The organism is Pseudomonas sp. AU12215 (assembly GCF_001675465.2).
Lineage (GTDB): Bacteria > Pseudomonadota > Gammaproteobacteria > Pseudomonadales > Pseudomonadaceae > Pseudomonas > Pseudomonas nitroreducens.
The window spans coordinates 15,801-41,510 of sequence record NZ_MACM02000192.1; the positions used below are offsets into that span (position 1 = coordinate 15,801).

25 protein-coding genes are annotated in these 25,710 nt (G+C 66.6%); 10 read left to right on the plus strand and 15 right to left on the minus strand.

Features of this window, described 5'->3' with window-relative positions:
• Positions 1-48: 48 nt before the first annotated feature.
• Positions 49-936 (minus strand): DMT family transporter, encoded by an 888-nt coding sequence (locus A9513_RS34345; protein WP_065086665.1) that lies wholly within the window; start codon positions 934-936, stop codon positions 49-51.
• 135 nt (positions 937-1,071) lie between these two features.
• Between A9513_RS34345 and A9513_RS34350 the strand changes: the two genes are divergently transcribed.
• The 5 genes from A9513_RS34350 to A9513_RS34370 all read left to right on the plus strand — a co-directional run bounded on the left by A9513_RS34350 (position 1,072) and on the right by A9513_RS34370 (position 5,521).
• On the plus strand, positions 1,072-2,472 hold the full coding sequence (locus A9513_RS34350; protein WP_065086666.1) for a PLP-dependent aminotransferase family protein: 1,401 nt from the start codon (positions 1,072-1,074) through the stop codon (positions 2,470-2,472).
• Positions 2,473-2,671: 199 nt separating this feature from the next.
• On the plus strand, positions 2,672-3,259 hold the full coding sequence (locus tag A9513_RS34355; RefSeq protein ID WP_065086667.1) for a hypothetical protein: 588 nt from the start codon (positions 2,672-2,674) through the stop codon (positions 3,257-3,259).
• Between the two features lie 131 nt (positions 3,260-3,390).
• Complete coding sequence (locus A9513_RS34360) at positions 3,391-3,678, plus strand: DUF3649 domain-containing protein (RefSeq protein ID WP_065086696.1); 288 nt, start codon at positions 3,391-3,393, stop codon at positions 3,676-3,678.
• On the plus strand, positions 3,675-5,198 hold the full coding sequence (locus A9513_RS34365) for a PepSY domain-containing protein (RefSeq protein ID WP_065086668.1): 1,524 nt from the start codon (positions 3,675-3,677) through the stop codon (positions 5,196-5,198). Before A9513_RS34360 ends, A9513_RS34365 begins: the two co-directional genes overlap by 4 nt.
• Positions 5,198-5,521 carry a DUF3325 domain-containing protein gene (locus tag A9513_RS34370; RefSeq protein ID WP_037016593.1) on the plus strand — a complete coding sequence of 108 codons (324 nt, stop codon included), beginning with the start codon at positions 5,198-5,200 and terminating at the stop codon, positions 5,519-5,521. Before A9513_RS34365 ends, A9513_RS34370 begins: the two co-directional genes overlap by 1 nt.
• A gap of 73 nt (positions 5,522-5,594) precedes the next feature.
• Here A9513_RS34370 and A9513_RS34375 read toward each other — a convergent pair whose 3' ends face one another.
• On the minus strand, positions 5,595-6,470 hold the full coding sequence (locus A9513_RS34375; protein WP_024762725.1) for a helix-turn-helix domain-containing protein: 876 nt from the start codon (positions 6,468-6,470) through the stop codon (positions 5,595-5,597).
• A gap of 136 nt (positions 6,471-6,606) precedes the next feature.
• Here A9513_RS34375 and A9513_RS34380 point away from each other — a divergent pair, with 136 nt between their 5' ends.
• Complete coding sequence (locus A9513_RS34380; RefSeq protein ID WP_065086669.1) at positions 6,607-7,500, plus strand: DMT family transporter; 894 nt, start codon at positions 6,607-6,609, stop codon at positions 7,498-7,500.
• Between the two features lie 193 nt (positions 7,501-7,693).
• On the opposite strand, the gene A9513_RS34385 is transcribed toward A9513_RS34380, so the two are convergent.
• Complete coding sequence (locus tag A9513_RS34385; protein ID WP_065086670.1) at positions 7,694-8,668, minus strand: D-glycerate dehydrogenase; 975 nt, start codon at positions 8,666-8,668, stop codon at positions 7,694-7,696.
• 207 nt (positions 8,669-8,875) lie between these two features.
• On the minus strand, positions 8,876-9,811 hold the full coding sequence (locus tag A9513_RS34390) for a LysR family transcriptional regulator (protein WP_017519048.1): 936 nt from the start codon (positions 9,809-9,811) through the stop codon (positions 8,876-8,878).
• 309 nt (positions 9,812-10,120) lie between these two features.
• Here A9513_RS34390 and A9513_RS34395 point away from each other — a divergent pair, with 309 nt between their 5' ends.
• Genes A9513_RS34395 through A9513_RS34410 form a run of 4 tightly spaced genes read left to right on the plus strand, consistent with a single transcriptional unit; the run spans position 10,121 to position 14,929 of the window.
• Positions 10,121-11,620 (plus strand): efflux transporter outer membrane subunit, encoded by a 1,500-nt coding sequence (locus tag A9513_RS34395; protein WP_065086697.1) that lies wholly within the window; start codon positions 10,121-10,123, stop codon positions 11,618-11,620.
• 1 nt (position 11,621) lies between these two features.
• Positions 11,622-13,808, plus strand: coding sequence for an FUSC family protein (locus tag A9513_RS34400; RefSeq protein ID WP_065086671.1), 2,187 nt, complete (start codon positions 11,622-11,624; stop codon positions 13,806-13,808).
• A gap of 1 nt (position 13,809) precedes the next feature.
• A complete protein-coding gene (locus tag A9513_RS34405; RefSeq protein WP_024765858.1) occupies positions 13,810-14,010 on the plus strand; it encodes a DUF1656 domain-containing protein in 201 nt (66 codons plus the stop codon).
• A gap of 13 nt (positions 14,011-14,023) precedes the next feature.
• Entirely contained in the window at positions 14,024-14,929 is a 906-nt protein-coding gene (locus tag A9513_RS34410; protein WP_065086672.1) for an HlyD family secretion protein, read from the plus strand.
• A 197-nt stretch (positions 14,930-15,126) separates the two neighbouring features.
• Here the strand turns inward: A9513_RS34410 and A9513_RS34415 are convergent, their stop codons facing one another.
• The 11 genes from A9513_RS34415 to A9513_RS34465 all read right to left on the minus strand — a co-directional run bounded on the left by A9513_RS34415 (position 15,127) and on the right by A9513_RS34465 (position 25,702).
• Complete coding sequence (locus tag A9513_RS34415) at positions 15,127-15,378, minus strand: hypothetical protein (protein WP_024765856.1); 252 nt, start codon at positions 15,376-15,378, stop codon at positions 15,127-15,129.
• 29 nt (positions 15,379-15,407) lie between these two features.
• The gene (locus A9513_RS34420) at positions 15,408-16,295 is read right to left on the minus strand and encodes a TIGR01459 family HAD-type hydrolase (protein WP_024765855.1); all 888 of its coding nucleotides are present in this window, start codon (positions 16,293-16,295) and stop codon (positions 15,408-15,410) included.
• 73 nt (positions 16,296-16,368) lie between these two features.
• Positions 16,369-17,025, minus strand: a complete 657-nt coding sequence (locus A9513_RS34425) for a dual specificity protein phosphatase family protein (RefSeq protein ID WP_065086673.1) — start codon at positions 17,023-17,025, stop codon at positions 16,369-16,371.
• A gap of 85 nt (positions 17,026-17,110) precedes the next feature.
• On the minus strand, positions 17,111-17,497 hold the full coding sequence (locus A9513_RS34430) for a hypothetical protein (protein ID WP_024765853.1): 387 nt from the start codon (positions 17,495-17,497) through the stop codon (positions 17,111-17,113).
• The gene (locus A9513_RS34435; protein WP_065086674.1) at positions 17,497-18,327 is read right to left on the minus strand and encodes an SDR family oxidoreductase; all 831 of its coding nucleotides are present in this window, start codon (positions 18,325-18,327) and stop codon (positions 17,497-17,499) included. The genes A9513_RS34430 and A9513_RS34435 overlap by 1 nt, the downstream gene beginning before the upstream one ends.
• 60 nt (positions 18,328-18,387) lie before the next feature.
• Positions 18,388-18,852 (minus strand): multidrug transporter, encoded by a 465-nt coding sequence (locus A9513_RS34440; RefSeq protein WP_065086675.1) that lies wholly within the window; start codon positions 18,850-18,852, stop codon positions 18,388-18,390.
• A 155-nt stretch (positions 18,853-19,007) separates the two neighbouring features.
• Positions 19,008-20,450 carry a mannose-1-phosphate guanylyltransferase/mannose-6-phosphate isomerase gene (locus A9513_RS34445; RefSeq protein WP_065086676.1) on the minus strand — a complete coding sequence of 481 codons (1,443 nt, stop codon included), beginning with the start codon at positions 20,448-20,450 and terminating at the stop codon, positions 19,008-19,010.
• Positions 20,451-20,734: 284 nt separating this feature from the next.
• The gene (locus A9513_RS34450) at positions 20,735-21,382 is read right to left on the minus strand and encodes an alginate O-acetyltransferase AlgF (protein WP_024765849.1); all 648 of its coding nucleotides are present in this window, start codon (positions 21,380-21,382) and stop codon (positions 20,735-20,737) included.
• A gap of 80 nt (positions 21,383-21,462) precedes the next feature.
• Positions 21,463-22,647 carry an alginate O-acetyltransferase gene (locus A9513_RS34455; protein ID WP_065086677.1) on the minus strand — a complete coding sequence of 395 codons (1,185 nt, stop codon included), beginning with the start codon at positions 22,645-22,647 and terminating at the stop codon, positions 21,463-21,465.
• A gap of 13 nt (positions 22,648-22,660) precedes the next feature.
• A complete protein-coding gene (locus A9513_RS34460; protein WP_024765847.1) occupies positions 22,661-24,223 on the minus strand; it encodes an MBOAT family protein in 1,563 nt (520 codons plus the stop codon).
• Between the two features lie 366 nt (positions 24,224-24,589).
• The gene (locus tag A9513_RS34465) at positions 24,590-25,702 is read right to left on the minus strand and encodes a mannuronate-specific alginate lyase (protein WP_065086698.1); all 1,113 of its coding nucleotides are present in this window, start codon (positions 25,700-25,702) and stop codon (positions 24,590-24,592) included.
• Positions 25,703-25,710 lie beyond the last annotated feature (8 nt).

Below are 25,710 nucleotides of genomic sequence, written 5' to 3' on the forward strand. Positions count from 1 at the left end.
GATGATACCGCGATTTTTCTCGGGCGGGACGCGGAAGGAAACCGGCGGTCAGCGGGCGAAGCGTTTCGCCCCGGCGACGCACAGCACCACGGCGACGGTGGCGCCGGCCATCAGCGGGCTGATCTGCTCGTGCAGCAGCAGGCCGGCCAGTGCCAGGCCGAAGAAGGGTTGCAACAGCTGCAGCTGGCCGACCGCGGCGATGCCGCCGGTGGCCAGGCCGTGGTACCAGAAGAAGAAGCCGATCAGCATGCTGAACAGCGACACGTAGCCCAGGCTCAGCCAGGCCGGCCAACTGGCGCCGCTGAAGGTCTGCGGCTGGGTATACCAGGCCAGCGGCAGCATCAGCGGCAGGGACAGCACCAGCACCCAGCAGATCACCTGCCAGCTGCCCAGGTGACGGGCGATGCGGCCACCTTCGGCGTAGCCCAGGCCGCAGACGACGACGGCGGCCAGCATCAGCAGGTCGCCGGTGAAGTTGCCCGCGCCGCTCTGCGACAGGGCGAAGCCGGCCACCACGGCGCTGCCCAGCAGCGAGCAGATCCAGAACGCCGGGCGCGGCTGCTCGCCGGCGCGGATCACGCCGAACAGCGCGGTAGCCAGGGGCAGCAGGCCGACGAAGACGATGGCGTGGGCCGAGTTGACGTGCTTGAGCGCGAGCGCGGTGAGCAGCGGGAAACCCACCACCACGCCGCCGGCAACCACCAGCAGGGGGATCAGGTCCTTGCGCGCCGGCAGCTTCTGCCGCAGCAGGATGAGGATCGTCGCCGCCAGGAGGCCGGCGATGCTGGCGCGGGCCAGGGTGAGGAAGGTCGGATCGAAGTCGGCCACCGCTACCCGCGTCGCCGGGAGCGAGCCGCTGAAGATGAGTACGCCGAGGAAGCCACTGAGCCAGCCGCCGAGGTAGCTGTTCGAGGCGGCAGTGTGGGAGTTGTTCATGGGGAGCATCCGGCAGGAGAGCGAGCCTGGAGGATGCGCGCAGAGTCGCCCGGCGGCCAGTGACAGAAAGGTACAATTTGCGCAAACTGTCCGTAAATTATCCCGGTACAAAATCCAGGGGCGGGCGAGGGCGACATGGGCAGGCCAAAGAGCACACGGGTCGATTCGGTGATGCAGCATGTTCGCGAGCGCCTGGCGGCGCGGGCGCTGGTGCCGGGTGAACGGCTGCCGTCGATTCGCCAGCTGGCCGAGCAGCTGGAGGTGTCCAAGACCACCGTCGTGGAGGCTTACGACCGGCTGGCCGCCGACGGTGTGATCGCTGCGCGGCGTGGCTCCGGTTTCTATGTGGCCGGCCATGCGCCGCCGCTGTCCCTGGCGGACGTCGGCCCGACGCTGGACCGCAGCATCGACCCGCTGTGGATTTCCCGGCAATCCCTGGAAGCCGCAGATACCTCGCTCAAGCCCGGTTGTGGCTGGCTGCCGCCGTCCTGGCTGCCGGAAGAGGAGCTGCGCCGCGCGTTGCGGCAGATTGCCCGCGCGCCGCACTCCAGCCTGCTGGAATATGGTCGCCCCTACGGTCACTCCGGCCTGCGCGAACAGCTGGCGCGGCGGCTGGGTGATTACGGCGTGCCGGTGGGCCCGCAGCAGATAGTGCTGACCGATAACGGCACCCAGGCCATCGACCTGATCTGCCGCTTCCTGTTGGAGCCCGGCGACTGCGTGCTGGTGGACGACCCGGGCTACTTCAACTTCCAGGCTCTGTTGCGTGCCCATCGGGTGCAGGTCGTCGGTGTGCCCTATACGCCGACCGGGCCGGACGTCGCCGCCATGGCTGGCCTGCTGGAGCATCACCGTCCGCGCCTGTACATCACCAACTCGGCCTTCCATAACCCCACCGGCGCAGTGCTCTCGCCGCTGGTCGCCCATCGCCTGTTGAAGCTGGCCGAGGCCCATGACCTGCTGATCGTCGAGGACGATATCTTCGGCGACTTCGAGCACGAAAGTGCGCCGCGCCTGTCGGCCTTCGACGGGCTGGAGCGGGTGATCCAGGTCGGCAGCTTCTCCAAGACGCTGTCGGCTTCGGTGCGCTGCGGCTACATCGCCACCCAGCCGGAATGGTGCGAGCGCCTGGTGGACCTGAAGCTGGCGACCAGCTTCGGCAACAGCCCGTTCAGTGCCGAGATGCTCTTCGAACTGCTGCGCAAGGGCAGCTACCGCCGCCACCTGGACAGCTTGCGCGGGCGCCTGGCCGACGCCATGGGCGAGACGCTGCTGCGCTTGCGCGCGCTGGATATCCAGCCCTGGCTGGAGCCACGCGGCGGGGTGTTTGTCTGGGCCTGCCTGCCGGGAGGGCTGGACGCCGCCGAAGTCTCGCGCGCGGCCCTGGCGGACAACCTGGTGCTGGCGCCGGGCAACGTTTTCAGCCTGAGCCAGAGCGCCACCGGTTACTTGCGCTTCAACGTCGCGCAGTGCCTGTCGCCTCGTGTGTTCGAGGGGCTGGAGCGGGCCATGGGGCAGGTGGCGAATCGCCCGTAAAGGCGATAACTCCTGTATCGACCGAAACGGCTGCGGAAAATTGAACAGTTGTACAAGGGAATCTGAAAAATACCACTTCACGGTCGAACGGGTGGGTGAACTGCCAGCAGGAGCGAAGCTCTAGGATTATCGATTCAGCCGTTCGGGGCGCACTGAGCATCCCGAGGTGAATCGTTGGATCAGAAAAAGAGGACACCCCATGGCCGAGCCGTGCCAGTTGTACCTGAAGGTTGCCATCAGCCGCTTCAGGTTTGAGGCCTTTCTTTCCCAGGAGGCGGGTTCCGCCGCCTGTTTTGGCGATCTCGAGCGATGGCTGGATGGCGATCACCACCGGCGAGGCGGCCTCACCTGGAGCGAACTCTGCGAACTGGGGCAGGGCACCACCGCGGCGGCCTGGGTGGCGGGCTGGAGCCGGCACCTGCGCTCGCCGGCCTGGAACCACTACGACGATGCGACCCAGACCTGGAGCCTGGGCGTGCTGGAGTTCACCGAAAGCCGGGACTGGATCATCGGCGCGATCAACGTGTTGCGCAGAGTCGCGGAGTACAAGGACCAGCCGGACACGGACTACCTGCTGATCTACGGATACCTGTTCGGCAAGGGCTCGGTGGTGGCTGCCGTCGAACTGACACCCGGTGCTTCCCGGATACTGCCGGGGCCGCCGCCCCTGCGTGTCACGGCCGAGGCCGACCTGATGATGAACAGTCTGTTGCGCGCCATGGATGTGACCGCGGCCTATGCCGTTCAGCGAATTTCCGACACAGATACTCACAAACGGCGCTGCTGAGTTCTTTTAATTGAGAAGCAATATCATATAATTCCGTTTTTCAATCGCGCGCCTGGGCTGTGCCCGGGCCGCCTCGCAGGATTCACCTCGATGTGCGTCTCACCGCGCCTGAACCGTTCGAGCACCCAACCATGAGCGCAACCCAGGCCGGCGTCATCGCTGCCCGCATCCTCAGCGCCGTGGTCGGCGGCTATGCCCTGGCCTACACCGCCACTGCCTTCTTCAGCGTCTACCTGCCGATGTCGCGCTCGGATCGCGTGTCGCTGGCCAGCCTGGCCTGCTTCATCGTCTGGGTCGCGGCGATCCTCTACGCTTTCGGCGCGAAAAGCCCGTGGCGCGCGGTGTGGGTGCCGGTGGCGCTGAGCGTCGTGCTGGGCCTGGCCGCCTTCCTGCCGACCGCCTACGGGGTGCGCCCATGAGCCTGCGCCAATCCATGTCCGGCCTGCACACCTGGAGCGGGCTGCTGGTCAGCTGGATTCTCTTTGTCGTGCTGTTCTCCGGCACCGTCGCGGTGTTCGACAAGGAACTCACCCGCTGGATGACGCCGCAGTTGCACACGCTGGACGAAGTGAAAGTCGGTGCCGACCAGGTACGTGAGCTGATCGTCGAGCGTGCGCCCAAGGCCCACGGCTACTGGATGCACCCGCCCACCGAACGCATGCCGTACTGGACGGCTGGCTGGGAGCCGGCGGACTTCAGCGAGTTCCAGTCGTTCCTGGTGGACGCCCAGAGCGGCGAGGTATTGCCCAGGACTGTCGGCGGCAACTTCTTCCTCGAACTGCACTACGAGCTGCATGGCGGGATGATCGGCCTCTACGTGGTCGGCGTGGCCGGTGTGTTCATGCTGGTGGCGCTGGTCAGCGGGGTGATCGTCCACCGGCGCATCTTCAAGGACTTCTTCACCCTGCGTCCGAAGGCGGCGAAGCAGCGCGCTTGGCTGGATGCGCACAACGTGCTGGGCGTGCTTGGCCTGCCGTTCCATCTGCTGATGGCGTACACGGGGCTGGCGATCTTCATCACCTTCTACATGACCGCCGGCATCAAGGTGGCCTACAAGAACGACATGGAGCATTTCTTCCATGATGTGCAGGGCGCCTTCGACCGTGAAGCGCTGGGCAAGCCGGCGAAGGCGACCAAGTCCATCGACAACATGATCCTCAAGGCCCGTGAAGCCTGGGGCGACGACAGCCAGGTCGGCTGGATCAACATCGAGAACCCGGGCGACGCCGGCGCGATGGTGCAGATCCGCAAGGCGGTGGACAAGGGCATGGTCAACGACCAGCGCACCGTGTCCTTCGACTCCGGCAGCGGCGCGCTGCTGCATGTGCAGAAGCCCTACAAGCCGGGCTACAAGACCTACGCCTGGTTGACCGGCCTGCACATGGCGCAGTTCGGCAACGACCTGCTGCGGGTGATGTATTTCGTCCTCGGCCTGGTGGGCTGCGTGATGGTGTTCGGCGGCCTGCAGGTCTGGGTGAGCAAGCGTGAAACCCGTGGCCACCGGGGTGTGGCGCTGGTGCGCACGCTCAACGGCGCGGTGTGCGGGGGGCTCCCGATCGCGTCGCTCGGCCTGCTCGCGGCTTCGCGGCTGTTGCCGGCCGACCTGCTCCAGCGCACTCGTTGGGAGGCCACCGCCTTCGTGGTGATCTGGCTGCTGGCGCTGCTCCACGCGTTGCTGCGCCGCGGCAGCCGGGCCATGGCTCGTGAGCAGTTCGTCGCCCTGGCGGCGCTGGCGTTGCTGTTGCCGGTGCTGAGCCTGTTCGGCCCCGAGCCGGGACGGGTATCGACGCATTTCGCCAATGGCGACTGGATGATGGTCGGCATCGATCTCGGCCTGCTGCTGATCGGCGGGTTGTGCGCCTTCCTCGGCTGGCGATTGGGCCAGGAGCGCGCCGAGCCCGCGCGTGCACGTCGTGCCCGTAACGAGGAGTTCGCCTGATGCTGCTGGTGTTCGGTCTCAACCTGCTGGCGCTGGCGGCGGCCTGCCTGTCGCTGTCGCGCCATCACCGCGATCTGTTCGGTAATGCGCCCTCCGAGTCCCGTGTGCGTCTGCTGCGTATCGTGGCGTTGGTGGATGGTGCGCTGGCGCTGGCTTATGCGATCCACGTCATCGGCATGGAACTGGGCATCGTCTATTGGGCGTGCCTGTTGATGATCGCGGGGGCTGTGCTGGTCCTGCTGCTGGCCTGGCGGCCCCGCTGGGCGCTGCCGACGGCGGCGGCGATGCCGGTGATTGGTGGTGTGTTGGCCGTACTCGGCTGACGCTTCAAGCTTTTATAGGAGCGAGCAAGCTCGCTCCTATAGGTCGGGTGTTCGCGCAGGATCGGCCAGCGGCCTACTCCTCGAACGCCTGCCGATATTCCCCCGGTGTGCCACCCACCACCGACCTGAAACGGTTGGCGAAATGACTGGCGCTGGAGAACCCGCACGCCAGCGCCACCTGGCTCAGCGGCTGGCGCGTATCGCGCAGCAGGCGCTGCGCCAGGGCCACGCGGCGGGCCAGCACGTACTGGTGCGGCGGCATGCCGAAGCTTTCGCGGAACATCCGCGCGAAGTGGTATTCCGACAGCGCCGTCTGCATCGCCAGCTCGCCCAGCGACAATGGCTGGTCCAGGCGCTGCTCGATGTACTCGGCAACCCGCCGGCGCATCACCGGTGCCAATCCGCCCTTGAGCTTCAAGCCTTCCCGCAGGCCGACCTGATTGAGCAACAGATGATCGATCAGGTCATGGGCCAGGGTACTGGTGCGGATGCGTTCGCCCGGCTCGTGCCAGTCCAGCTTCACCAGTTGGCGGAATCGCGCAGCCTGCTGCGGGTCATCGAGGAAGGTGCGTTCGTGCAGTTGCAGTTCGCGCGGCTCGCGGTCGAGCAGGCGGATGCAGCCGAGGGAGAACTGTTCCTGGCCGATATAGAGGTGCGCCAGGCGGATGTCGCCGTTGACGATCCAGGCCGACTCGGCGCCGGCCGGCATCACACAGAGTTTGTCTGGCGCACCCTTGCTGCCCGGCGCGCCGCGGCGAAAGGTGCCGGTGCCGTCGTTCAGGTAGCAGGACAGCGTGTGGTGGCTGGGCGCGTGGTAGTCGCGGGCATCGTGGCTGTTGCTCCAGATCGCCGCGGACAGCCCGTCGCCCAGCTCCGCGCAGCGCTCCAGGCGGGCGTTGGGCGAGGCGTTCATCGACTGAAAGACTTCGAGCTGCGAAATGGCTGACATGGGCGTTCCTCTGCTGCCTTCACTCTACCCGCGCGGGCGCGCCTTGCCAGCCCGGCTGTCGCAATAAGCGCAAGAATCTGCAAGCCGGTCCCGGGCCTGGGCGGGAGACTGTTTCTCCAGTCATCCGGAGATCGCCATGAATCTCTCGCTCTACCTGCTCACGGTGCTCATCTGGGGCACCACCTGGATCGCCATCAAGCTGCAGGTCGGCGCCGTCGCCATTCCGTTGTCCATCGCCTACCGCTTCAGCCTGGCGGCGCTGGTGCTGTTCGTCCTGCTGCTGGTGTCGCGGCGGCTGCAACCGCTGGGCCGGCGCGGGCAGGCGATCTGCTTCGCCCAGGGGTTGTGCCTGTTCTGCGTGAACTTCCTGTGCTTCTACACCGCGAGCCGATGGATCCCCAGCGGGCTGGTCGCCGTAGTGTTTTCCACCGCCACGCTGTGGAATGCGCTGAATGCGCGGATTTTCTTCGGCCAGCGCATTGCGCCCAACGTGCTGGGCGGCGGCGCATTCGGCCTTGCAGGGCTGGCGCTGCTGTTCTGGCCGGAGCTGTCGGGGCACCAGGCGACGCGGGAGACCTTCTACGGCCTGGGCCTGGCGCTGCTCGGCACCTTGTGTTTCTCGGCGGGCAACCTGTTGTCGAGCCTGCAGCAGAAGGCCGGGCTGCGGCCGCTGTCGACCAATGCCTGGGGCATGCTCTACGGCTCGCTGATCCTGCTGGGCATCTGCCTGGTGCGGGGCGTCCCGCTGACCTTCGACAACAGCCCGCAGTACGTCTGGTCGCTGCTGTACCTGGCGATTCCCGGCTCGGTGATCGGCTTTACCGCCTACCTGACGCTGGTCGGGCGCATGGGGCCGGAGCGTGCGGCCTATTGCACCGTGTTGTTCCCGGTGGTGGCGCTGAACGTCTCGGCCTTCGCCGAAGGCTACCAGTGGAGCCTGCCGGCGTTGGCCGGGCTGGGGCTGGTGATGGCCGGCAACGTCCTGGTGTTCCGCAAGCCCAGGCCAGTGCTGCAGCCAGCACGGGCGTGAACCTGTAGGAGCGAGCTTGCTCGCGAACAGCCTCACTGCGGGGCTGGTTCGCGAGCGAGCTCGCTCCTACATGGATATCCTGGCTTCAGCGCTGGGACATCAGCTTCGTAGGGCGAATAACGCGCCAGCGTTATCCGCCGCCGAGGTGTCGGCGGATAACCTGTTCCAGGTTATGCGCCCTACGAAAAGCGCATCAGGCCTTCCACGACTGCGGGTTGACCAGGTTCTTCGGTCGCTCGCCACGCAGCGCCGCCTCGAAGTTGTCCAGCGCGCACTCGGCCATGGCCTGGCGGGTTTCGTGGGTCGCCGAGCCGATGTGCGGCAGGGTCACGGCGTTGGGCAGGGCGAACAGCGGCGACTCGGCCAGCGGTTCCTTCTCGTAGACGTCCAGGCCGGCGGCGAGGATGCGCTTCTCCTGCAGCGCTTCCACCAGCGCGGCTTCGTCGATCACCTGGCCTCGGGCGATGTTCACCAGGATGCCGGTGGGCTTCATCAGTTCCAGCTCGCGCTTGCCGATCAGCTTGCGGGTCTTGTCCGACAGCGGTACCACTACGCAGACGAAATCCGCCTCGCCCAACAGTTCATCGAAGCCGCAGAAACGCGCGCCCAGTTCCTGTTCCAGCTCCGGCTTGCGGCTGTTGCCGTGGTAGAGGATGTCCATGTTGAAGCCGAAGTGGCCGCGGCGGGCGATGGCGGCGCCGATGCGACCCAGGCCGAGGATGCCGAGCTTCTTGCCATGCACGTCGACGCCGAACTGCTGGGCGTCCACGGTGCGCTTCCACTGGCCGGCCTTGGTCCAGGCATCCAGCTCGGCGGTGCGCCGGGCGGCGGCCATCATCAGGGCGAAGCCGAGGTCCGCAGTGGTTTCCGTGAGCACGTCCGGGGTGTTGGTCAGCGGGATGCCGCGCTGGCTCAGGTAATCCAGGTCGTAGTTGTCATAGCCCACCGAGACGCTGGAGATGACTTCCAGCTGCGTGGCCTGGGCCAGTTGCTTCTCGCCTAGCGGCCGACCGACGCCGATCATGCCGTGGGTTTCCGGCAGGGCCGCGGCAAGCTGCGCGTCGACGTCGCCCTGCTTGGGGTCGAGCACGGTGACGTTGAACTGGGCGCGCAGGCGGTCGAGGTGTGCCGCGGCAAGGCGGCTGAAGACAAAGACGTTCTTTTTCATGGCTCTCGGACGGCAGGGAGGCGGGGGGGCTTAACCCTACCACTGCCGGGCTAGAGCGGCACAAGGCTTACGTGTGGGCTGGGCGGTTATCGAACGACGAACACCCCGGGTGGTGCGGGGGAAAGTGGGTCGCGGGCAAGCTCACTGAACACCGGGGTAGGGAGTTACACAGTGAGCTTGCCCGCGAAACACGACGAAAGAGGGTGGTCAGGGTCCCACATCGGCGAGGCCGGCGCCATCGGCCTGGAGCACGCCGGGGAGGTTCTCGCGCAGGTAGGCTACCCAGGTCTTGATCTTCGCGTCCAGGTACTGCCGCGACGGGTACAGCGCGTAGACGTTGAGGATCTGCAGCTTGTAATGCGGCAGCACGCGCACCAGCGAGCCATCGCGCAGGCCGTCGATCGCCGAGTAGACCGGCAAGGCGCTGATGCCCATGCCGGAGCCGATGGCCTCGGTCATGGCGTCACCGACATTCACCTGGAAGGGCGAGGGGCCGAGGGTGATCATTTCCTGGCCGTTGGGACCGTCGAACAGCCATTTGTCCAGCGGCAGCACCGGGCTGATCAGGCGCAGGCAGTCGTGCTCCATCAGTTCGGTGGGTGTCTTCGGCGTGCCGCGTCGGGCCAGGTAGTCGGGCGAGGCGCAGAGGATGCTGTAGGTCTCGCCGATGCGTTGGGACACCAGGCCCGAATCGGGCAGTTCCGAGGCGACCACGATGGCCACGTCGAAGCCTTCGTCGAGCAGGTCCGGCACGCGGTTGGCCATGGTCAGCTCGAAGGTCACGTCCGGATGCAACTGGCGATAGTTGGCGATGGCGCGGATCACGTAGTGCTGGCCGATGCCGGTCATCGAGTGCACGCGCAGGCGGCCGGCAGGGCGGGCGTGGGCATCGCTGGCCTCGGCCTCGGCTTCCTCGACATAGGCGAGGATCTGCTCGCAGCGCAGCAGGTAGCGCTGGCCGGCCTCGGTCAGGGCGATTCGCCGGGTGGTGCGGTTGAGCAGGCGGGTCCGCAGGTGGGACTCCAGATTGGCGACCGCGCGGGATACGTAGGCGGTGGTGGTGTTCAGCTGCTGCGCGGCGGCGGTGAAACTGCCGGTTTCCGCGACACAGGCGAACGCACGCATGGTCTGCAGTGTGTCCATTGGGGCCTCGTCAGTGGGGCGTCTGTCCCGGGTGGCGACGTCGATGCAGCGATACGTCGCCGTCGCCGGCATGTCCTTGATGGGTGGCAATGCGCGGAGCAGAGCGGGGGCGGCCTATTGTCACATGGATGACGACACACATTGTTTCATTATCGGTAATAAACAATCACAAAACAGCCGGCTTATCCGTTCCCTTTCCCGTCCCTAGAATTCAATCGCCGCAACTGGCTTTGCCGGCTCTCCACGCTTAAAAGCCCCACGCTGAAAAGCTAGACCACTTCCAGGACCTCCACCGTGTCGCGTCACCTCGTGAAAGGACTGACGTTCGTCGGCTCCTTTGTCATTTTTTCAACAATCGCCGGATGTATCAGCACCAACGGCATCGCCCCGCAGGAACAGCGCATGGGCGACACCGAGCTGGCCACCGACGCCGCCATCGCGCACGCCAACCAGGAAGCTGGCTGGCCGGCCGAGCAGTGGTGGCGTGCCTATGGCGATCCGCAGTTGAATAGCTGGGTGCAGACTGCGCTGGACGGCAGCCCGACCCTGGCCCAGGCCGAGGCGCGGGTGCGCATGGCCATGGCCATGGCTGGCGTCGCCGAGTCCGCCGAGTCGCCGCAGATCAGCGGCGATGCCTCGCTGACCCGCCACCGCTGGCCGACCGACTATTTCTATGGCCCGGGCGACCTGGCCGATACCACCACCTGGAACAACAACGCCGCCCTGGGCCTGAGCTATTCGCTCGACCTCTGGGGCCGCGAGCGCAGCAACACCGAGCGCTACCTCGACATCGCCAAGATGACCGCCGCCGAGGCACGGGTCGCCCAGCTGGAGCTGGAGAGCAATATCGTCCGCGCCTACATCCAGCTGTCGCTGCAATACGCCGAGCTGGACATCGGCAAGGCCATGCTGGCTCAGCAACAGGGCATCCTCGCGCTGGCCCAGCGTCGCCTGGCCGGCGGCATCGGCACGCATTTCGAAGTCAGCCAGGCGGAAGTCCCGCTGCCGGAGACCGAGCGCAAGATCGAAGCGGTGGACGAGGAAATCCAGCTGACCCGCAACCAGATCGCCGCCCTGGCCGGCAAAGGCCCCGGCGCCGGCGCCTCGATCCAGCGCCCGAGCTTCAAGCTCGCCGAAGGCCCCGGCCTGCCCAGCAAGCTGCCGATGGAGTTGCTCGGGCACCGCCCGGACGTGGTCGCCAGCCGCTGGAAAGTCGCCGCCCAGGCCAAGGGCGTGGACGTCGCCCGCGCCGACTTCTACCCCAACGTCGACCTGGTCGCGAGCATCGGCTACAGCGCGGTCGGCGGCGGCATGCTGGAGTTCCTCAATGCCGAGAAATTCACCTACGGCGTCGGCCCGGCCATCTCCCTGCCGATCTTCGACGGCGGTCGTCGCCGCTCGCAGCTGAGCCAGGAAGCGGCGGGCTACGACGCCGCCGTGGCGCAGTACAACCAGACGCTGATCAACGCGCTCAAGGGCATCTCCGATCACCTGATCCGCATGCACTCCATGGAGCTGCAGCAAGGCTTCGCCGCCAAGTCCGTGGCCTCGGCCCAGCGCACTTACGAAATTGCCACCAAGGCGTATCGCGGCGGCCTGACCGACTACCTCAACGTGCTCAACGCGCAGACCCGCCTGTTTCAGCAGCAACTGGTGGAGCAGCAGGTACGTGCCGCGCGCCTGGCGACCCATGCCGGCCTCGTCGTTGCCCTCGGCGGCGGCCTGATGGACAAGCAGGAAGGCCCGCGGGAGCAAAAGATGGTCCCGGAGACAGTCGACGTGCGTGCGGCACAGGGCGCCGGACGCTGATATGGCGGCGAACGACTTCAGCGCCCACCCGGCGCCGCTGGACGCCCTGCGTCGCGCGCTGCTGGAATGGGGCCGCAGCGACGGCATCACCTGGATCTATATCGCCAAGGTGCTGCTCGCCGCGCTGCTGACCCTGTGGCTGGCGATGCGCCTGGAGCTGCCGCAGCCAAGCACGGCGACCATCACCGTGTTCATCGTCATGCAGCCGCAGAGCGGCCAGGTGTTCGCCAAGAGTTTCTACCGGATTCTCGGCAGCCTCGTCGGGCTCTCCGTGATGGTTGCGCTGATTGCCATCTTCGCCCAGCAGCGCGAGCTGTTCCTGCTGGTCTCGGCGCTGTGGATCGGCCTGTGCACCGTGGGCGCCGCGCGCTACCGCGACTTCCGCTCCTACGCCTGCGTGCTCGCCGGCTACACCGCCACGCTGATCGGCCTGCCCGCCACCCTGCACCCGGAAGCCGCGTTCATGTCGGCCATCTGGCGCGTGCTGGAAATCAGCCTGGGGATTCTCTGCTCCATGGTGGTCAGCGCCACGCTGTTCCCGCAGACCTCCAGCACGGCCATGCGCAGCGCGCTGTACCAGCGTTTCGGCGCCTTCGCCGGCTTCGTCCTGGACAACCTCGGCGGCGGTGATCGGCGCAGGTTCGAGGCATCCAACGTCGCCTTCGCTTCCCAGGCCGTGGGCCTGGAGGCGCTGCGCAGCGTTACCCGCTTCGAAGACCCGCACATGCGCCTGCGTTCGGGTCGCCTGTCGCGCCTGAACAACGAGTTCATGGTCCTCACCACCCGTTACCACGCGCTGCACCAGTTGCTCTCGCGCCTGCGTGCGCAGGAGGCCGAGGCGGTGCTGCGCGCGTTGCAACCGTGCCTGGATGAACTGACTCAGGTGCTCGCTCCATGGCGCGGCCAGTCGGTTAGCGACCGTGATGCCGAATACCTAGCCGCGCAGCTGGAAAGCCACCGCACGCGGATGATGCAACGCATCCGTTCCGGCCGCGCGCAGTTGCTCGCGGAGCAGGACGAGCCCTCCGCGCTGCTGGACTACAACACCGCCGGCGAGCTGCTCTACCGCCTGGCCGACGACCTCTACAACTACGCCCTGACCCACGCCTCCCTGGCCGCGCACAAGCACGAGCGGGAGAACTGGAAGCACGGCTTCTCGCCCAAGGCCAACCTGGTCGCCTCGCTGGTGGCGGGCGGGCGTACCGCGCTGATGGTGCTGGTGTTCGGCCTGTTCTGGATCGAGACCGCCTGGCCCAGCGGCAGCACCTTCGTGCTCAACGCCGCCGCCGTCGCCGCGCTGGTCTCGGCCGCGCCGGACCCGGCGAAGATGGCCATGCAGATGGCCGTGGGCACCTTCTTCGCGGCGATTCTCGGCTTCTCGGAAACCTTCTTCGTGTTCCCGCACCTGGACGGCTTCGCCCTGCTGGCCTTCGCCCTGGCGCCGGTGTTCGCGGTGGGCGCGTTCTTCTCGATCAAGCCCAAATACGCCGGCTACGGCCTGGGCCTGCTGGTGTTCTTCAGCTTCGGCGCGATCCCGGCGAACCTCACCGTCTACGATCCGGGCCGCATGCTCAACGAGTACATCGCCCTGGTGCTGTCGCAGAGCCTGGCCGCGGTGGTCGCCGCGGTGATCATGCCGCCCACCAGCGCCTGGCTCTGGCGGCGCCTGGAGAAGGACCTGCGCCTGCGCGTGGTGGAAGCCATCAGCGGTAAGCTCGACGGCCTTGTCTCGTCGTTCGAGAGCGGCACCCGCGACCTGCTCAACCAGGCCTACGGCGTGGCCGCGCGCAGCCCGCAGATGCAACGCCGCCTGCTGCGCTGGACCTTCGTGGTTCTGGAAATCGGACATTCGATCATCGAACTGCGTGTCGAGCAGGAGAACCTGCCAAGCGAGCCCTGCTATGCGCAATCGTCGCCCTGGCGGCAGTCGATCCGCGCCATGGGCCGTGCGCTGATCCGCCTGTTCGTCAAGCCCTGCGAAGCCAACCTTGAGCGCGCCCTGGTCGCCGTGGAGCAGGCCATCGATTGCGTGAAGACCACTGACGAGCCGCGCGCGCCGGACTTCGAAAGCTCGCCGCTGCGCCGCGTGCTCAGCTACCTGCACTTCATCCGCAGCAGCCTGCTCGACCCGCAGTCGCCGCTGCGCGATGGCGAAACCTCTTCTGGAAGATCGACTCATGTTGCCTGACCTGCCCCGCGAGATCGCGTTCCACGGGGTCTACATGCCGACCCTGACCCTGATGTTCCTCGTCGCCGCGGTGATCTGCTGGGGCATCGACCGCATCCTCGCTTCGGTCGGCCTGTACCGCTACACCTGGCACCCGGCGCTGTTCCGCGTGTGCCTGTTCGCCTGCCTGTTCGGCGGGCTGTCCCTCACTGTCTATAAGTAACGAGCGTGCACCCATGACTCTCAAATCCATCATCAGCCTGCTGGCGACCCTGATCATCCTGGCGGTCGCCGCGTTGATCGGCCGCGCCCTCTGGGTGAACTACATGGATACGCCCTGGACCCGCGACGGCCGGGTACGCGCCGATATCATCAACGTCGCCGCCGACGTCTCCGGCGTGGTGGTCGACGTACCGGTGCGCGACAACCAGCAGGTGAAGAAAGGCGATCTCTTGATGCAGATCGACCCGGACCACTACCAGATCGCCGTGAAGCAGGCCGAAGCCCTGGTCGCCTCGCGCAAGGCCACCCTGCAGATGCGCCAGCTCAACGCCAAGCGCCGCCGCGCCATGGATGAAGAAGTGGTCTCCCGCGAGAGCCTGGACGATGCCAGCAACACCGCCGCCGCCTCCGAGGCCGACTACCAGCAGGCCCTGGCCGCGCTGGACGCCGCCAAGCTGAACCTGGAACGTACCCAGGTGCGCGCCTCGGTGGATGGCTACGTGACCAACCTCAACGTGCACCGTGGCGACTACGCCCGCGTCGGCGAGGCGAAGATGGCCGTGGTCGACGAGAACTCCTACTGGATCTACGGCTATTTCGAAGAGACCAAGCTGCCGCACATCCGCGGCGGCGACCCGGCGGAGCTGCAACTGATGAGCGGCGAGCGCCTGAAGGGCCACGTCGAAAGCGTCGCCCGCGCCATCTACGATCGCGATAACCCGGAAAGCCGGGAGCTGGTGGCCGACGTCAACCCGACCTTCAACTGGGTGCGCCTGGCCCAGCGCGTGCCGGTGCGCATCCATATCGACGAGGTACCGGACGGCGTGCTGCTGGCGGCGGGCATCACCGCCACCGTGATCGTCAATCCGCAGAGCCGCAACGCGGAGCATTCCGACGGCGCAGCTGCGACGGCGCAGTGATCTGATCCAATGAATGACAACGGGAGCTTCGGCTCCCGTTTTCGTTGGCGGCCAGATCGCGGCGCTCTTACGGCGGCATGCAAGTCGCGTAGGGCGGAGCGGAGCCCTGGGGCTCTTCGTAGGAGCGAGCTTGCTCGCGAACAGCCCAGCTGCGGTGCCATGCGGTTCGCGAACCAGCTCGCTCCTGCTAAAGCGGCTCAACCCTCGGCATGCTCGCGCTTGCGGTTCTTGTAGCTGCCACGGATGTTCATCGCCGCCAGGCACAGCTGCAGGATCACCAGCGCGTAAGCGTGGGCGGGCAGGCCCCAGGCGATCCACAGCGCGTTGCTGGCGATGAATACCCAGAAGCCCACCTTGCGCCGCTTTCGGTCGCGGGAACCCACCAGCCAGGCGGCGAGGACGGTGACCAGCATGGCCGGCCATTGCAGCAGGTCGATCAGTTCGTTCATGGGGGCAAGCTCAGGCGTTTGTCCTGAACTCAGACCAGCCCCGGCGCGGCAAAGTGCGGACGAATTGGATAGCCATCGAGCAGAGCGTTCGTCCTTTCCGGGTCCAGCCCGCCGTTGAAGGGCACGCCCAGCGCCTGGCGATGGATGCCGGTGGATGCCAGCCACAAGGTGTCGATGCGCGCGGCCAGCGCGCCGGGGACGTCGGTCACCAGCGAATCGCCGACGAACAGGATGTGCTTCGCGCCGCGCGCTTCCAACTGCCGTTGGGCGATGCGGAACGCGGAAGGATCGGGTTTGCCGTACCAGTGCACCTTGCCGCCTTCTTCGGCGAAGGCTTCGGCGAGGCGACCGGCGCCGAACACCGTTTGCCCACCGGAGACCACCACGCGGTCCGGGTTCGCGCACAGGAAGGGTTTTTCGGTGGCGCCGCGCAGCGGGGCGAAGCGCTCTTCCAGTTCGTCCTGCGGGAAGCTGCCGACGCCCAGAATCAGCGATGCAGCGTGGATGTCATCGCAGAAGCGCTCGCGGATGTCTGCCGGCCAGGTGGTCAGCGCATCGCCCACACCGACGGTATAGATGCCGCCGCGCTGGAATTCGCGTTCATGGGTGAAGGCGTCGATGGCCAGTTGGCCGGAGGTGGTGATACCGGCGAACAGCTCGCGGGAGACGCCCAGCCGCACCAGGGTGTCGGCCATCTCCGGGACGCTGCGCGAGGCGTTGCTGAGGAACCACACCGGCTTGCCTTCGGCGGCGCGGCGGGCGAGCCAGGCGAGGGCGCCGGGGAAGACGTCGACGCCGTCGATCAGTACGCCCCAGAGATCGAGCAGGAAGCCGTCGTAGTCGGCGCAGAAGGCATCCAGGCCGGCGTGGTCGATATAGCGGGTGTGGGTAACGGCGCTGAAGCGGGAAGCGGTCATGGCGAGCCTGTGAAACGGTAAAGGTGCGGATAAGCTACCGCACTCTCGCCGATTCGGTGTGACAGGTCGCCGATCAGTGCGCCGGGTGCGGCGACCGTTCCTCGCCGAAGGTGTCCGCCAACCAGCCCTTGAGCTGGCAGCCGGCGAAGGCCGAGGTGCTGCATTCGCCGCTGGCCAGGGCCTGTTGCAGCTGGCCGATGTCGGCCTTCTGCACATAGGCGATGGCATCCTGCATGTCATCCTCGGTGCCGAAGCCGCCCTGGGTCATTTCCTTGAGCGCGTCTTCCTTGCTCCAGCCCTGGATCACGGTACGGTACATGGCGGCGAACAGGCCGGTGCGATCACGCCCGTGCTTGCAGTGCATCAACACCGGGCCGTTCTGCTCGGCGCTCTGCAGGATACGCAGGACCTTCAGCACGTCGGCGTCATCGACGCGGTCGGCGTGGGTCGGGAAGCTCACTGCCTCGATGTTCTGCTGGCCGATCCATTCGCGGTCGTCGTCCTTGATGAAGCTCACCACGGTCTTCACCTGCAGGCGCTGCAGTTCGGGCAGGTCGGCACTGCCGGGCAGTGCGCTGCGGTAGAGCGTGGGCGACATCTGGTAGAGGTTGAACGACGGGTCCACCGGCCTGGCCCAGTCGGACGGATTCTCGCCGGCGGCCAGGGCGAGTGGGCCGAAGGTCAGCAGGGCAGCGGCGATGGCGCCGCGAAGGGAACGGGGCAGGGACATGGGGACTCCTCCAAGGTCTGCGTCACCTTAGGCGGGGTCGGGTCGTGCCGGGATGAAATGCAGGTGAAGAAAGCGTGAAGTCCGCTCAGCGCCTGTCGGCTGGCAGGAAGCGCAGCAGCACGCCGGGGCGGAAGAACCACCAGACGCACAGCGGGTAGCACAGGTAATTGAGGAAGTAGAGCAGCAGTGCTGCCGGGCTGGGCGTGTTCTTCCACGCCGCCATGCCCACCAGGAGGGTGTAGAGCAGGGCCAGGCCGCCGCCATACAGCGCAGTCAGCCGCCAGCGTTCACCGGTTTCCGCCAGGCGCTTGTGCCGGCGGGCGAACCAGAAGGCCATCGCGGCGGCGATCACCGCCGCCACCAGCAGGGTCGCCGGCACGCCACCGACCCGCAGCAACCCGCGCGCTACCACATTGAGGAAGAAGGCGGCGAGGATACCGGCAAGGGCGAGGTAGCGGACCTGGTATGTCATCAGAGTTGTCCATCGAGGCCGAAGCGCTTCTTCAGCACCTTATCCAGCAGGCCGGTGGGCAGCCAGCGCGAGAGCAGCGGCAGGGCGCGGCTGCCGTTGCCGATGCGCACCAGGCGCGGACGCGGGGACTTCTGCGCGGCGGCCAGCAGCTTCTGCGCGAAGTCGCTGGTTGGGGTGGGCTTGTCCTGGGAGGCGGCGGCGCGCGCCTGGATGAATCGGCGCAGCGGCCACCAGGCGGAGTCCTCGCCGACCAACGCGGCCATCTCGCGGCTGGCGTTGGCGCCGAAGTTGGAGGCGATGGCGCCGGGCTGCACCTCCATCACCTCGATGCCGAAAGGCGCCAGTTCCAGGCGCAAGGCGTCGTTCAGTGCGTGCACAGCAGCCTTCGACGCGCAGTAGGCGCCGGCAAAAGGCGTGACCAGCACACCGGACACGCTGCCGATGTTCACCACCAGCCCGCGACGTGCGCGCAGCGCCGGGAACAGCGCGCGGGTGACGCCGACCACGGCGAACACATTGGTTTCGAACTGCCGGCGGATCGCCTGGCTGCCGCCATCGAGCAACGGCCCCATGGCGCCGTAGCCGGCGTTGTTGATGAGCACGTCGAGCCCGCCGGCTTCGCGCTGCAACTGCTCGGCGAGACGTTCGACGGCGGGCTCGTCATTGACGTCCAGCAGCACGCCGCGAAGGCCGGCCTGGCCGAGTGCGGCGACGTCTTCATCGCGGCGGGCGGTGGCCCAGACCTGGTACCCGGCGGTCTGGAAGGCTTCGGCTAGAGCGCGGCCGATACCGCTGGAGCATCCGGTGATGAGGGCGACGGGCTGGGGCATGGTCTGGTAGTCCGTGTCTGTGGGCGGGACTACCGTACCGGATTGTGCGGGGCAGGTGAATCAGTCGCCAAAACGGCCGTTCACCCGCTCGGCGCGGAATTCCAGGGTGCTGGCGCGGTAGCCGGGCCGCAGCGGCGGCAAGGGGAGGCAGTCGCTCCAGCTGTCGCCGGCGAGCAGCGCGCCGGGGCCGCGGTAGCGCGGAGCTTCGTAGAGGTTTTCGGCAAGATCGGTGGTATCGCCAGGGCGGTAGGCGGCGACCTTCCAGCGCAGTTCCAGCAGCGGGCGGGAAGAGCCGTTCTTCAGGCTGACGGCCAGCGGGCGGCCGGGCTGGCACTGCTCGGGCTGGTAGGCGATGCGCAGTTCCAGGTGCTCGAGTTGGCGTGCGTCACTGTTGTCCTGCCAGATGGCGATGGCGATCACACAGGCCAGCCCGACCAGTCCGGCACCGGAGATCGGCAGGGCGCGGGAGGGGTAGCGGATCAGCAGGATGATCCAGGTGACGATCAGCAGGATGCCGTACAGCATGGAGCGCTCCGCGGGGGATGTGTGGATACCTTAGCAGGAGCTTCGTGGCGGTGGGTTGATGTGGCGCCGGCAAAGCGCCAGCCCATAAAAAAGCCCCCGCACCGAATGGTGCGGGGGCATTGGCGCCGATGGGGGGAAGCGCCGGGGCCCGGGGCTTAGCGAACTACAGCCTGGAGTTCCACGTTCTCCGTGGTGCGGCCGTAGACGTCCTCCAGACGCTCGATGTCGTCCTCGCCCAGGTAGCTGCCCGATTGCACCTCGATGATTTCCAGCGGGATCTTGCCGGGGTTGGCCAGGCGATGGACCGAGGCGATCGGGATGTAGGTGGACTGGTTTTCGGTGAGCAGGAAGGTCTTGTCGTCACAGGTCACCTGCGCGGTGCCGGAGACGACGATCCAGTGCTCGGCGCGGTGGTGGTGCATCTGCAGTGACAGGCGCGCGCCCGGCTTGACCGAGATGTGCTTGACCTGGAAGCGGCCGCCCATGTCCACCGAGTCGTAGGAACCCCACGGACGATAGACCTGACAGTGGTTCTGGGTCTCGCTGCGGCCGGCGGCGTCGAGCTGGTTGACCACCTTCTTGACGTCCTGCACGCGGTCCTTGTGGGCGATCATCATGGCGTCCTTGGTCTCGACGACCACGATATCCTCCAGGCCGATCACCGAGACCAGCTTGCCGTTGCCGTGCACCAGGCAGTTGTGGCTGTCGTGGACCATCACGTCGCCCATGGTGACGTTGCCGTCATCGTCCTTGTCGTGCACTTCCCAGATCGACGACCAGCTGCCGACGTCGTTCCAGCCGGCGGACAGCGGCACCACGCAGGCGCGGCGGGTCTTTTCCATCACGGCGTAGTCGATGGAGTTGTCCGGGCAGCACTCGAAGGTGGCGGCGTCGATGCTGATCAGGTCGCCATCGTGCTGGCTGCGCTCCAGGGCCAGCAGGCAGGTGTCGTAGATGTCGGCGTCGTGCTTCTTCAGTTCCTCGAGGAAGCGGCTGGCGCGGAACAGGAACATGCCGCTGTTCCAGAAGTAGCCGCCGTCCTCGACGAACTGCTGGGCTCGGGCTTCGTCGGGTTTCTCGATGAAGCGCTCGACGCGGATGACGCCGTCCGGCAGGCCGCGCTCGTCGCCGGCCTTGATGTAGCCGTAGCCGGTTTCCGGGCGGTTGGCAGGGATGCCGAAGAGCACCATCTCGCCCTTCTCGGCGGCGTTGGTGGCCAGCGCCAGGGCACGCTGGAAGGCGCGCTGGTCGTCGATCACATGGTCGGCCGGGAGGATCAGCAGCAGTTCGTCGCGGCCTTCGGCGAGCAGCTTCATGGCGGCGATGGCGACCGCTGGGGCGGTGTTGCGGCCGAAGGGTTCGAGGAGGATGGACTGGGTCTTCAGGTTCAGCGCTTCGAGCTGCTCCTGGACGATGAAACGGTGTTCCTGGTTGCTCACCACGACGGGCGGCTCCATGCCTTCGAACACCAGGCGTTCCAGCGTCTGCTGGAACAGGGTGTGGTCGCCGGTCAGGGCCAGGAACTGCTTGGGATACTGTTTGCGCGAAAGAGGCCAGAGTCGCGAGCCGCTGCCACCGGAAAGAATTACTGGGATCATCGGGTTTCTCCTTAAGCGTTTGCGTTCTGTCTGCCGAGCCGCGTCGTGCGGACCGGCCTGCGGTTTGGGTGACCTCTCCAGTGCTTGCCGTCGCTGCGGCGCACGGGTTCTTCTGCCGGTGCTGGGCCGGTCTTGTTGTTCTGGGTGGAGCGGGGCGCGTCAATTGCTCGCGCGCCCCAGGACCCTCGCCAAGGGGAGGGCAGGCAGTTCGTGCCGGCGGGAGGTGTGGCGCCTCGCGCGCACTCCGGTTGGGAGTGGCCATGCAGCATCCGCCGGCGCATGGATCAGTCCGCCTTCACCGGGCGCTTGACCCACACCGGGTTCAGCTTGCTGTCACCGGTGACGTAGAGGCAGACCACTTCGCCGCGCTCGAGGGTGACGGGCTTGAGGTCGCTGACTTTCTTCGCGCCGTCGAACAGGGCGAGGTTGACTTTCACCGGGTTGATCTCGCGGTCGCCGTGGCTTTGCGGGGCGACGTTGCTGACCACTTCGGTCTTGCCGTCGGCGGTCTTCAGGGTGAGGGCCTTGCCGCTGAGGTTCTGCACGCGGACCAGGGCCTTCTGCTTGTTCTTGAACGGCGGCTCGGGCACCAGGCGCGGCTGGCCGCCGGGCTGGCTGACGAGGGTGTAGTAGGCGTCCGGATCAAGCTTCACCGGCAGGCTCTGGGAGCCGACCTTGGCGGTGTAGTTGCCCGGCGGGAGGAACTTGAAGTCGCTGGAGCCCAGCGGCGAGATGTCGTTCAGGGTGGCGTTGCCGACGCTGACGGACAGCTCCGAGCTGCCGGCGTTGTAAGCCCGCACGAAGGTGGAGCCCTTGGGTGCCTGCGGGCCGTAGAGCGCGCCTTCACCGCCGGCGAAGGCGCCGAAGGAAGCGGCGCCCAGGGCGAGGGCGAGGGCGGACGACTTCAGGGTGCGAATGCTCAGTCGGTTCATGGGGTGTACCTCCGTCTTTCTCTCTTGGGGGGCACAAGAGGTGCCCAGTTCCAGCGCTTGGTGCGCCGTGGGTGTTCGGGTCAGTGAGCGGCCTGGTTGGAAGCCAGGCGTTCGTCGCGGTTACCGTCCGCACGCAGTTGCGCCAGCCAGTCCTGGTTGAACTGGCTGAGGTCGCTGTGCATCGGCAGGTAGCGTTCGGGGAATTCCCAGACCAGCAGCTTGGCCGGGGCTTTCTTGAAGCCTTCGTCCTGCAGCAGTTCGAGCATCGGTTCCAGGGGGCCCTTGCCCTCCTTGGCGTAGTTGATGACGTCTGCCGACAGCGCCTGCTTCAGCGCGCCAGCGAAGTTCCAGCGCGGGTTGGCGCTGTAGCTGGTGCCGACCAGGGCGATCTGCGGCTGGGCGCTGTCGCCGAACAGGTCGCCGCCACCTTCGGATGCCGCCGTGGCGTCGTCGGCCGGATGGGTCTGGCGCTGTTCCAGCTGGTCTTCGGGCGGCAGCAGCTCGGTGAACAGCGGGTCCAGCGGCAGGAAGGTGAGCAGGTCGCCCTTGTGCGCGCCGCTCTTGCCGGCCTCGGTGACGAAGGTCTGGGTCGGCAGGTCGGCACCCTGGCCCTGGCGGATGCTTTCGCCCAGGCGCTGCGCCACGGCCTCGGCGCCCAGTGGAGTCCAGTGGGTGTCGGTGCGCAGGAACACCTGGCCGTTGTCCTTGGCTTTTTCCAGCGTCCCCAGCAGCTCGGGCGCGGCCATGCCGGCCTGGCGGGCGCGTTGCAGGAAGTCGCTGTAGAGCGATGCGTGCAGGGCGGCGGGTTGTTCCTTGCCGACGAACTCGGGATACAGGCGGGTCTTGGCCGGGATGATCGCCAGCACCAGCTTCACGCCGCGGCGTTCCAGCTCCTGCTGCACGCCGCGCACCAGCGCCCAGTTGTCTTCCAGCTGCTGCTGGGTCGGCGCGGGCTTGAACTCTTCATCGGTGAACAGCCAGCCGTCCTTGCCGATCACCACGCCGGGGCGGCCCTCGTCGAAGACGGTGTAGTCCAGCGCGGCCCAGAGGTTGGTGCCCAGGCGCTTGATGGGGAATTCGTCGTCGTAGTGGCCTTCGAAGGCGTGGGCCAGCTTGCCGTTGAGCACGGTGGTGCCTTCGGCGGCGGAGAAGCTCGGGAAAGCCTTCAGCGACCAGCCGGCCAGGCCCAGCAGCATGCCGCCGAAGGCGGCGATGTAGGCGTACTGCAGGGGTTTGCTGATCTTGGGTTGAGTGGTCGATTGCATGATCCGGCCTCGCTCAGAACTGGAAGTAGAGGAACGGCGAGTAGCTCTGCGCCGAAAGCTTGAGCACCGAAGCGGCGAACAGCAGGAGCAGGGCGAGTCGGGTGGCCAGTACCGGCAGCTGGGACATCCAGTGCGGCTGGTAGACGGCGGCGCCGCTGGGCGAATAGGCGATGGCGGCCGGGTCCTGCCGGGCCATGGCCGGGGTACGCGGCTGGGCGCTGGCCGGGCCGTCGGCGTTGACCTGTTCGGTCTTCGCGGCGGCCTTGGGTGCCTTGTCCTGCATCGGCTGGTTGTAGAACTGGCGGATGCCGAAGAAGGCCAGCACGAGGTAGGCGATCACCAGGGTGCCGACCTGCAGGCCGGTGAGGCTGGCGCGGTTGAGCTCGGAGAGCTTCCAGTCGCCGAAGCTGAACATGGCTTCGTACATGCGCCAGGCCACGTGCAGGTTCTCGGCGCGGAAGATCACCCAGCCGACGATCACCAGCAGGAAGGTGAAGGCCCACTTCAGCGGGTTGAGCACGCGCGGCGCGGCGTTCACCCCCAGGGCGCGTTCGATGGCCAGCCACACGCCGTGCCAGGCGCCCCAGATGATGTAGGTGACGTTGGCGCCGTGCCACAGGCCGCCCAGCAGCATGGTGAGGATCAGGTTGCGGTAGGTCTGGAAGGTGGTGCCGCGGTTGCCGCCCAGGCTGATGTACAGGTAGTCGCGCAGCCAGGTGGAGAGGCTGATGTGCCAGCGCCGCCAGAACTCGGTGATCGACTGGCTGATGTAGGGCTGGTTGAAGTTCTCCATGAAGCGGAAGCCCATCATCAGGCCCAGGCCGATGGCCATGTCGCTGTAGCCGGAGAAGTCGAAGTACAGCTGCGCGGTGTAGGCCAGCGCGCCGAGCCAGGCGTCACCCGTGGTGGGGTTCTGCAGGGCGAAGCAGTGGTCGGCCACCGCGGCCAGGGTGTCGGCGATGAACACCTTCTTGACGAAGCCCTGCATGAAGCGGGTGCAGCCTTCGGCGAACTTGTCGACGGTGTGGGTGCGGTGGTTGAACTGGTCGACCAGGTCCTTGAAGCGCAGCACCGGGCCGGCGATCAGGTGCGGGAAGATCGCCACAAAGGCCGCGAAGTCGATCAGGTTGTGCGTGGCCGGGGTATCGCCGCGGTACACATCGATGATGTAGCTGATCGATTCGAAGGTGTAGAAGCTGATGCCAATGGGCAGCAGGATGTGGGTCAGCACGAAGGGCTGCATGCCGAACGAGGTGATGATCTCGTTGAGGCTGTCCACGCCGAAGTTGGCGTACTTGAAGTAGCCCAGCACGCAGAGGTCGACCACCACGCCGAGCAGCAGCCAGCGCTGGGCGGCCTTGGTGCGTACGCCGGCGGCGCCGATGCGCAGGCCGATCCAGTAGTTGAATACGGTGACGCCGGCGAACAGCAGGAGGAAGTCCACCCGCCACCAGGCGTAGAAGATGTAGCTGGCGACCAGCAACAGAAGGTTCCGGTAACGGTTCCCGCTCAGGTAGTACAGGCCGAGGAAGACCGGCAGGAACAGGAACAGGAACACGTTGGAAGAAAAGACCATTCCGCGTCTCTCTCTGGAGCTTCAAACCTTGAGTGGCTCCGGACCTTCCGGCGTCTTCTCGACGCCTTGAGGAAAGGCCGGGGCAACCCGCCAATTCCTCCCCATGTGGTGCTCAATCTGTTGCGCCCGCTCACGTCTTTATTGCGTGGGTCGGGTGGTGTTGCTGTTGCTTCGGAGCGAGGGTTTGCCCTCACCCCAGCCCTGGCTGCGCGCCCCGCTCCGAAGGGAGAGGGGGTATCCGTGCGGCGGTTGTTTTCGCGCTCGCCGGCTGGCTCAGTGCTGCCCGAATGCTCGGACGGTCCCCTCTCCCTCCGGGAGAGGGTCAGGGTGAGGGGCTCTGGCCTCCTCAAGGAGGCGGGCGCTGCTTCAGCTCCCCGCCCCCTGACGGTTGAAAACCTTGGTCACTTCACCCCCCAGGCGGAAGCTGTTGAACGGCTCCATCTTCTTCTTCCAGTCCTGGGTCTTCGGTGCGCAGCTGTAGAGCGCGCAGTAGGGCTCCAGCCAGGCGAACTTGCTGTTCTCCTTCAGGTCGCCCATGTCCTGGTCGTTGCCGGTCTTCTCGTCGAATGCGTCCTGGTCATCCACGCCTTGCATCACGCGGTTGGCCAGGCGCTGCAGGGCGCCGTTGTTTTCCTGGCGCAGGTCGACGCCGTTCACCTGGGCGAAGGCGGCGATCATGGTCAGCGGCGGCAGCGAGTAGTTGTGGTACGACAGGGCGCGCTGGCGGCGCTTGAGTTCATTGGGCAGGTAGCCGTCGTTGTCCACCTGGTTGGCGGCGACCTTGAACTCCTGCACCGACCAGTCGAACAGGTCGCGGCGGTTGGTCACCACGGCGGTGGACATCACCGACCAGGCGGCCCAGTAGGAGTGGTTGTTGATCTTCTTCAGCGGCAGGTCGCTCCAGTCGCGCACCACCTGGCTGCCCAGGGTGCTGAACCAGTTCTCGATCTCCTTCGACTGGTCGCCATAGGCGGCCAGCGGCCGGCTGCTGGAGAACTTCAGGCGCATGTAGGACGACGACAGGCTGCCCAGTGCCCATTTGCGCATGGACTTGCCGGTGTGGTTGTAGTCGCTGCTTTCCAGCGCACCGGCCTTGGCCCAGCTAACGAGCCAGCTCATCGCGCAGTCCAGGTCGCCCTTGTTGCCGCTGCGCATGTACTGGGTGATGAGCTTGGTTGCGCCGCGCTCCATGTCGGTGATGTCCTTGATCTGGCTGCGGAACTCTTTCTCCGCATCCACGTTCAGCGTCGAGCGTGCCGAGTCCGAGCCCTTGTACTTGCTGGTGAACTGCAGGCTGCCGGTGTAGGGCGTCGGGGCGGCAGGGCAACTGTCCGCGTCCTTCTTGCTGCCCTTGTCGCCGACGGCGGAGAAGTAACCCGGCGGCGGCATCAGGTCGGCGGCGTAGGTGGTGCTCTCGCCGAACAGCGCGCCGAGGACCGCGATGGTGAGGCCGATGCGGGCGACAACGGGTGTCTTGATCTTGTGGA

What these genes read in the sequence shown, in the direction of transcription:
- A9513_RS34385 (WP_065086670.1), bottom strand. Translation starts at nt 8,668, where the DNA reads ATGAAAAAGAACGTCTTTGTCTTCAGCCGCCTTGCCGCGGCACACCTC.
- A9513_RS34445 (WP_065086676.1), bottom strand. Translation starts at nt 20,450, where the DNA reads ATGATCCCAGTAATTCTTTCCGGTGGCAGCGGCTCGCGACTCTGGCCT.
- A9513_RS34425 (WP_065086673.1), bottom strand. Translation starts at nt 17,025, where the DNA reads ATGTCCCTGCCCCGTTCCCTTCGCGGCGCCATCGCCGCTGCCCTGCTG.
- A9513_RS34435 (WP_065086674.1), bottom strand. Translation starts at nt 18,327, where the DNA reads ATGCCCCAGCCCGTCGCCCTCATCACCGGATGCTCCAGCGGTATCGGC.
- A9513_RS34420 (WP_024765855.1), bottom strand. Translation starts at nt 16,295, where the DNA reads ATGACCGCTTCCCGCTTCAGCGCCGTTACCCACACCCGCTATATCGAC.
- A9513_RS34390 (WP_017519048.1), bottom strand. Translation starts at nt 9,811, where the DNA reads ATGGACACACTGCAGACCATGCGTGCGTTCGCCTGTGTCGCGGAAACC.
- A9513_RS34380 (WP_065086669.1), top strand. Translation starts at nt 6,607, where the DNA reads ATGAATCTCTCGCTCTACCTGCTCACGGTGCTCATCTGGGGCACCACC.
- A9513_RS34410 (WP_065086672.1), top strand. Translation starts at nt 14,024, where the DNA reads ATGACTCTCAAATCCATCATCAGCCTGCTGGCGACCCTGATCATCCTG.
- A9513_RS34365 (WP_065086668.1), top strand. Translation starts at nt 3,675, where the DNA reads ATGAGCCTGCGCCAATCCATGTCCGGCCTGCACACCTGGAGCGGGCTG.
- A9513_RS34345 (WP_065086665.1), bottom strand. Translation starts at nt 936, where the DNA reads ATGAACAACTCCCACACTGCCGCCTCGAACAGCTACCTCGGCGGCTGG.
- A9513_RS34415 (WP_024765856.1), bottom strand. Translation starts at nt 15,378, where the DNA reads ATGAACGAACTGATCGACCTGCTGCAATGGCCGGCCATGCTGGTCACC.
- A9513_RS34375 (WP_024762725.1), bottom strand. Translation starts at nt 6,470, where the DNA reads ATGTCAGCCATTTCGCAGCTCGAAGTCTTTCAGTCGATGAACGCCTCG.
- A9513_RS34400 (WP_065086671.1), top strand. Translation starts at nt 11,622, where the DNA reads ATGGCGGCGAACGACTTCAGCGCCCACCCGGCGCCGCTGGACGCCCTG.
- A9513_RS34430 (WP_024765853.1), bottom strand. Translation starts at nt 17,497, where the DNA reads ATGACATACCAGGTCCGCTACCTCGCCCTTGCCGGTATCCTCGCCGCC.
- A9513_RS34455 (WP_065086677.1), bottom strand. Translation starts at nt 22,647, where the DNA reads ATGCAATCGACCACTCAACCCAAGATCAGCAAACCCCTGCAGTACGCC.
- A9513_RS34370 (WP_037016593.1), top strand. Translation starts at nt 5,198, where the DNA reads ATGCTGCTGGTGTTCGGTCTCAACCTGCTGGCGCTGGCGGCGGCCTGC.
- A9513_RS34350 (WP_065086666.1), top strand. Translation starts at nt 1,072, where the DNA reads ATGGGCAGGCCAAAGAGCACACGGGTCGATTCGGTGATGCAGCATGTT.
- A9513_RS34355 (WP_065086667.1), top strand. Translation starts at nt 2,672, where the DNA reads ATGGCCGAGCCGTGCCAGTTGTACCTGAAGGTTGCCATCAGCCGCTTC.
- A9513_RS34460 (WP_024765847.1), bottom strand. Translation starts at nt 24,223, where the DNA reads ATGGTCTTTTCTTCCAACGTGTTCCTGTTCCTGTTCCTGCCGGTCTTC.
- A9513_RS34440 (WP_065086675.1), bottom strand. Translation starts at nt 18,852, where the DNA reads ATGCTGTACGGCATCCTGCTGATCGTCACCTGGATCATCCTGCTGATC.
- A9513_RS34360 (WP_065086696.1), top strand. Translation starts at nt 3,391, where the DNA reads ATGAGCGCAACCCAGGCCGGCGTCATCGCTGCCCGCATCCTCAGCGCC.
- A9513_RS34450 (WP_024765849.1), bottom strand. Translation starts at nt 21,382, where the DNA reads ATGAACCGACTGAGCATTCGCACCCTGAAGTCGTCCGCCCTCGCCCTC.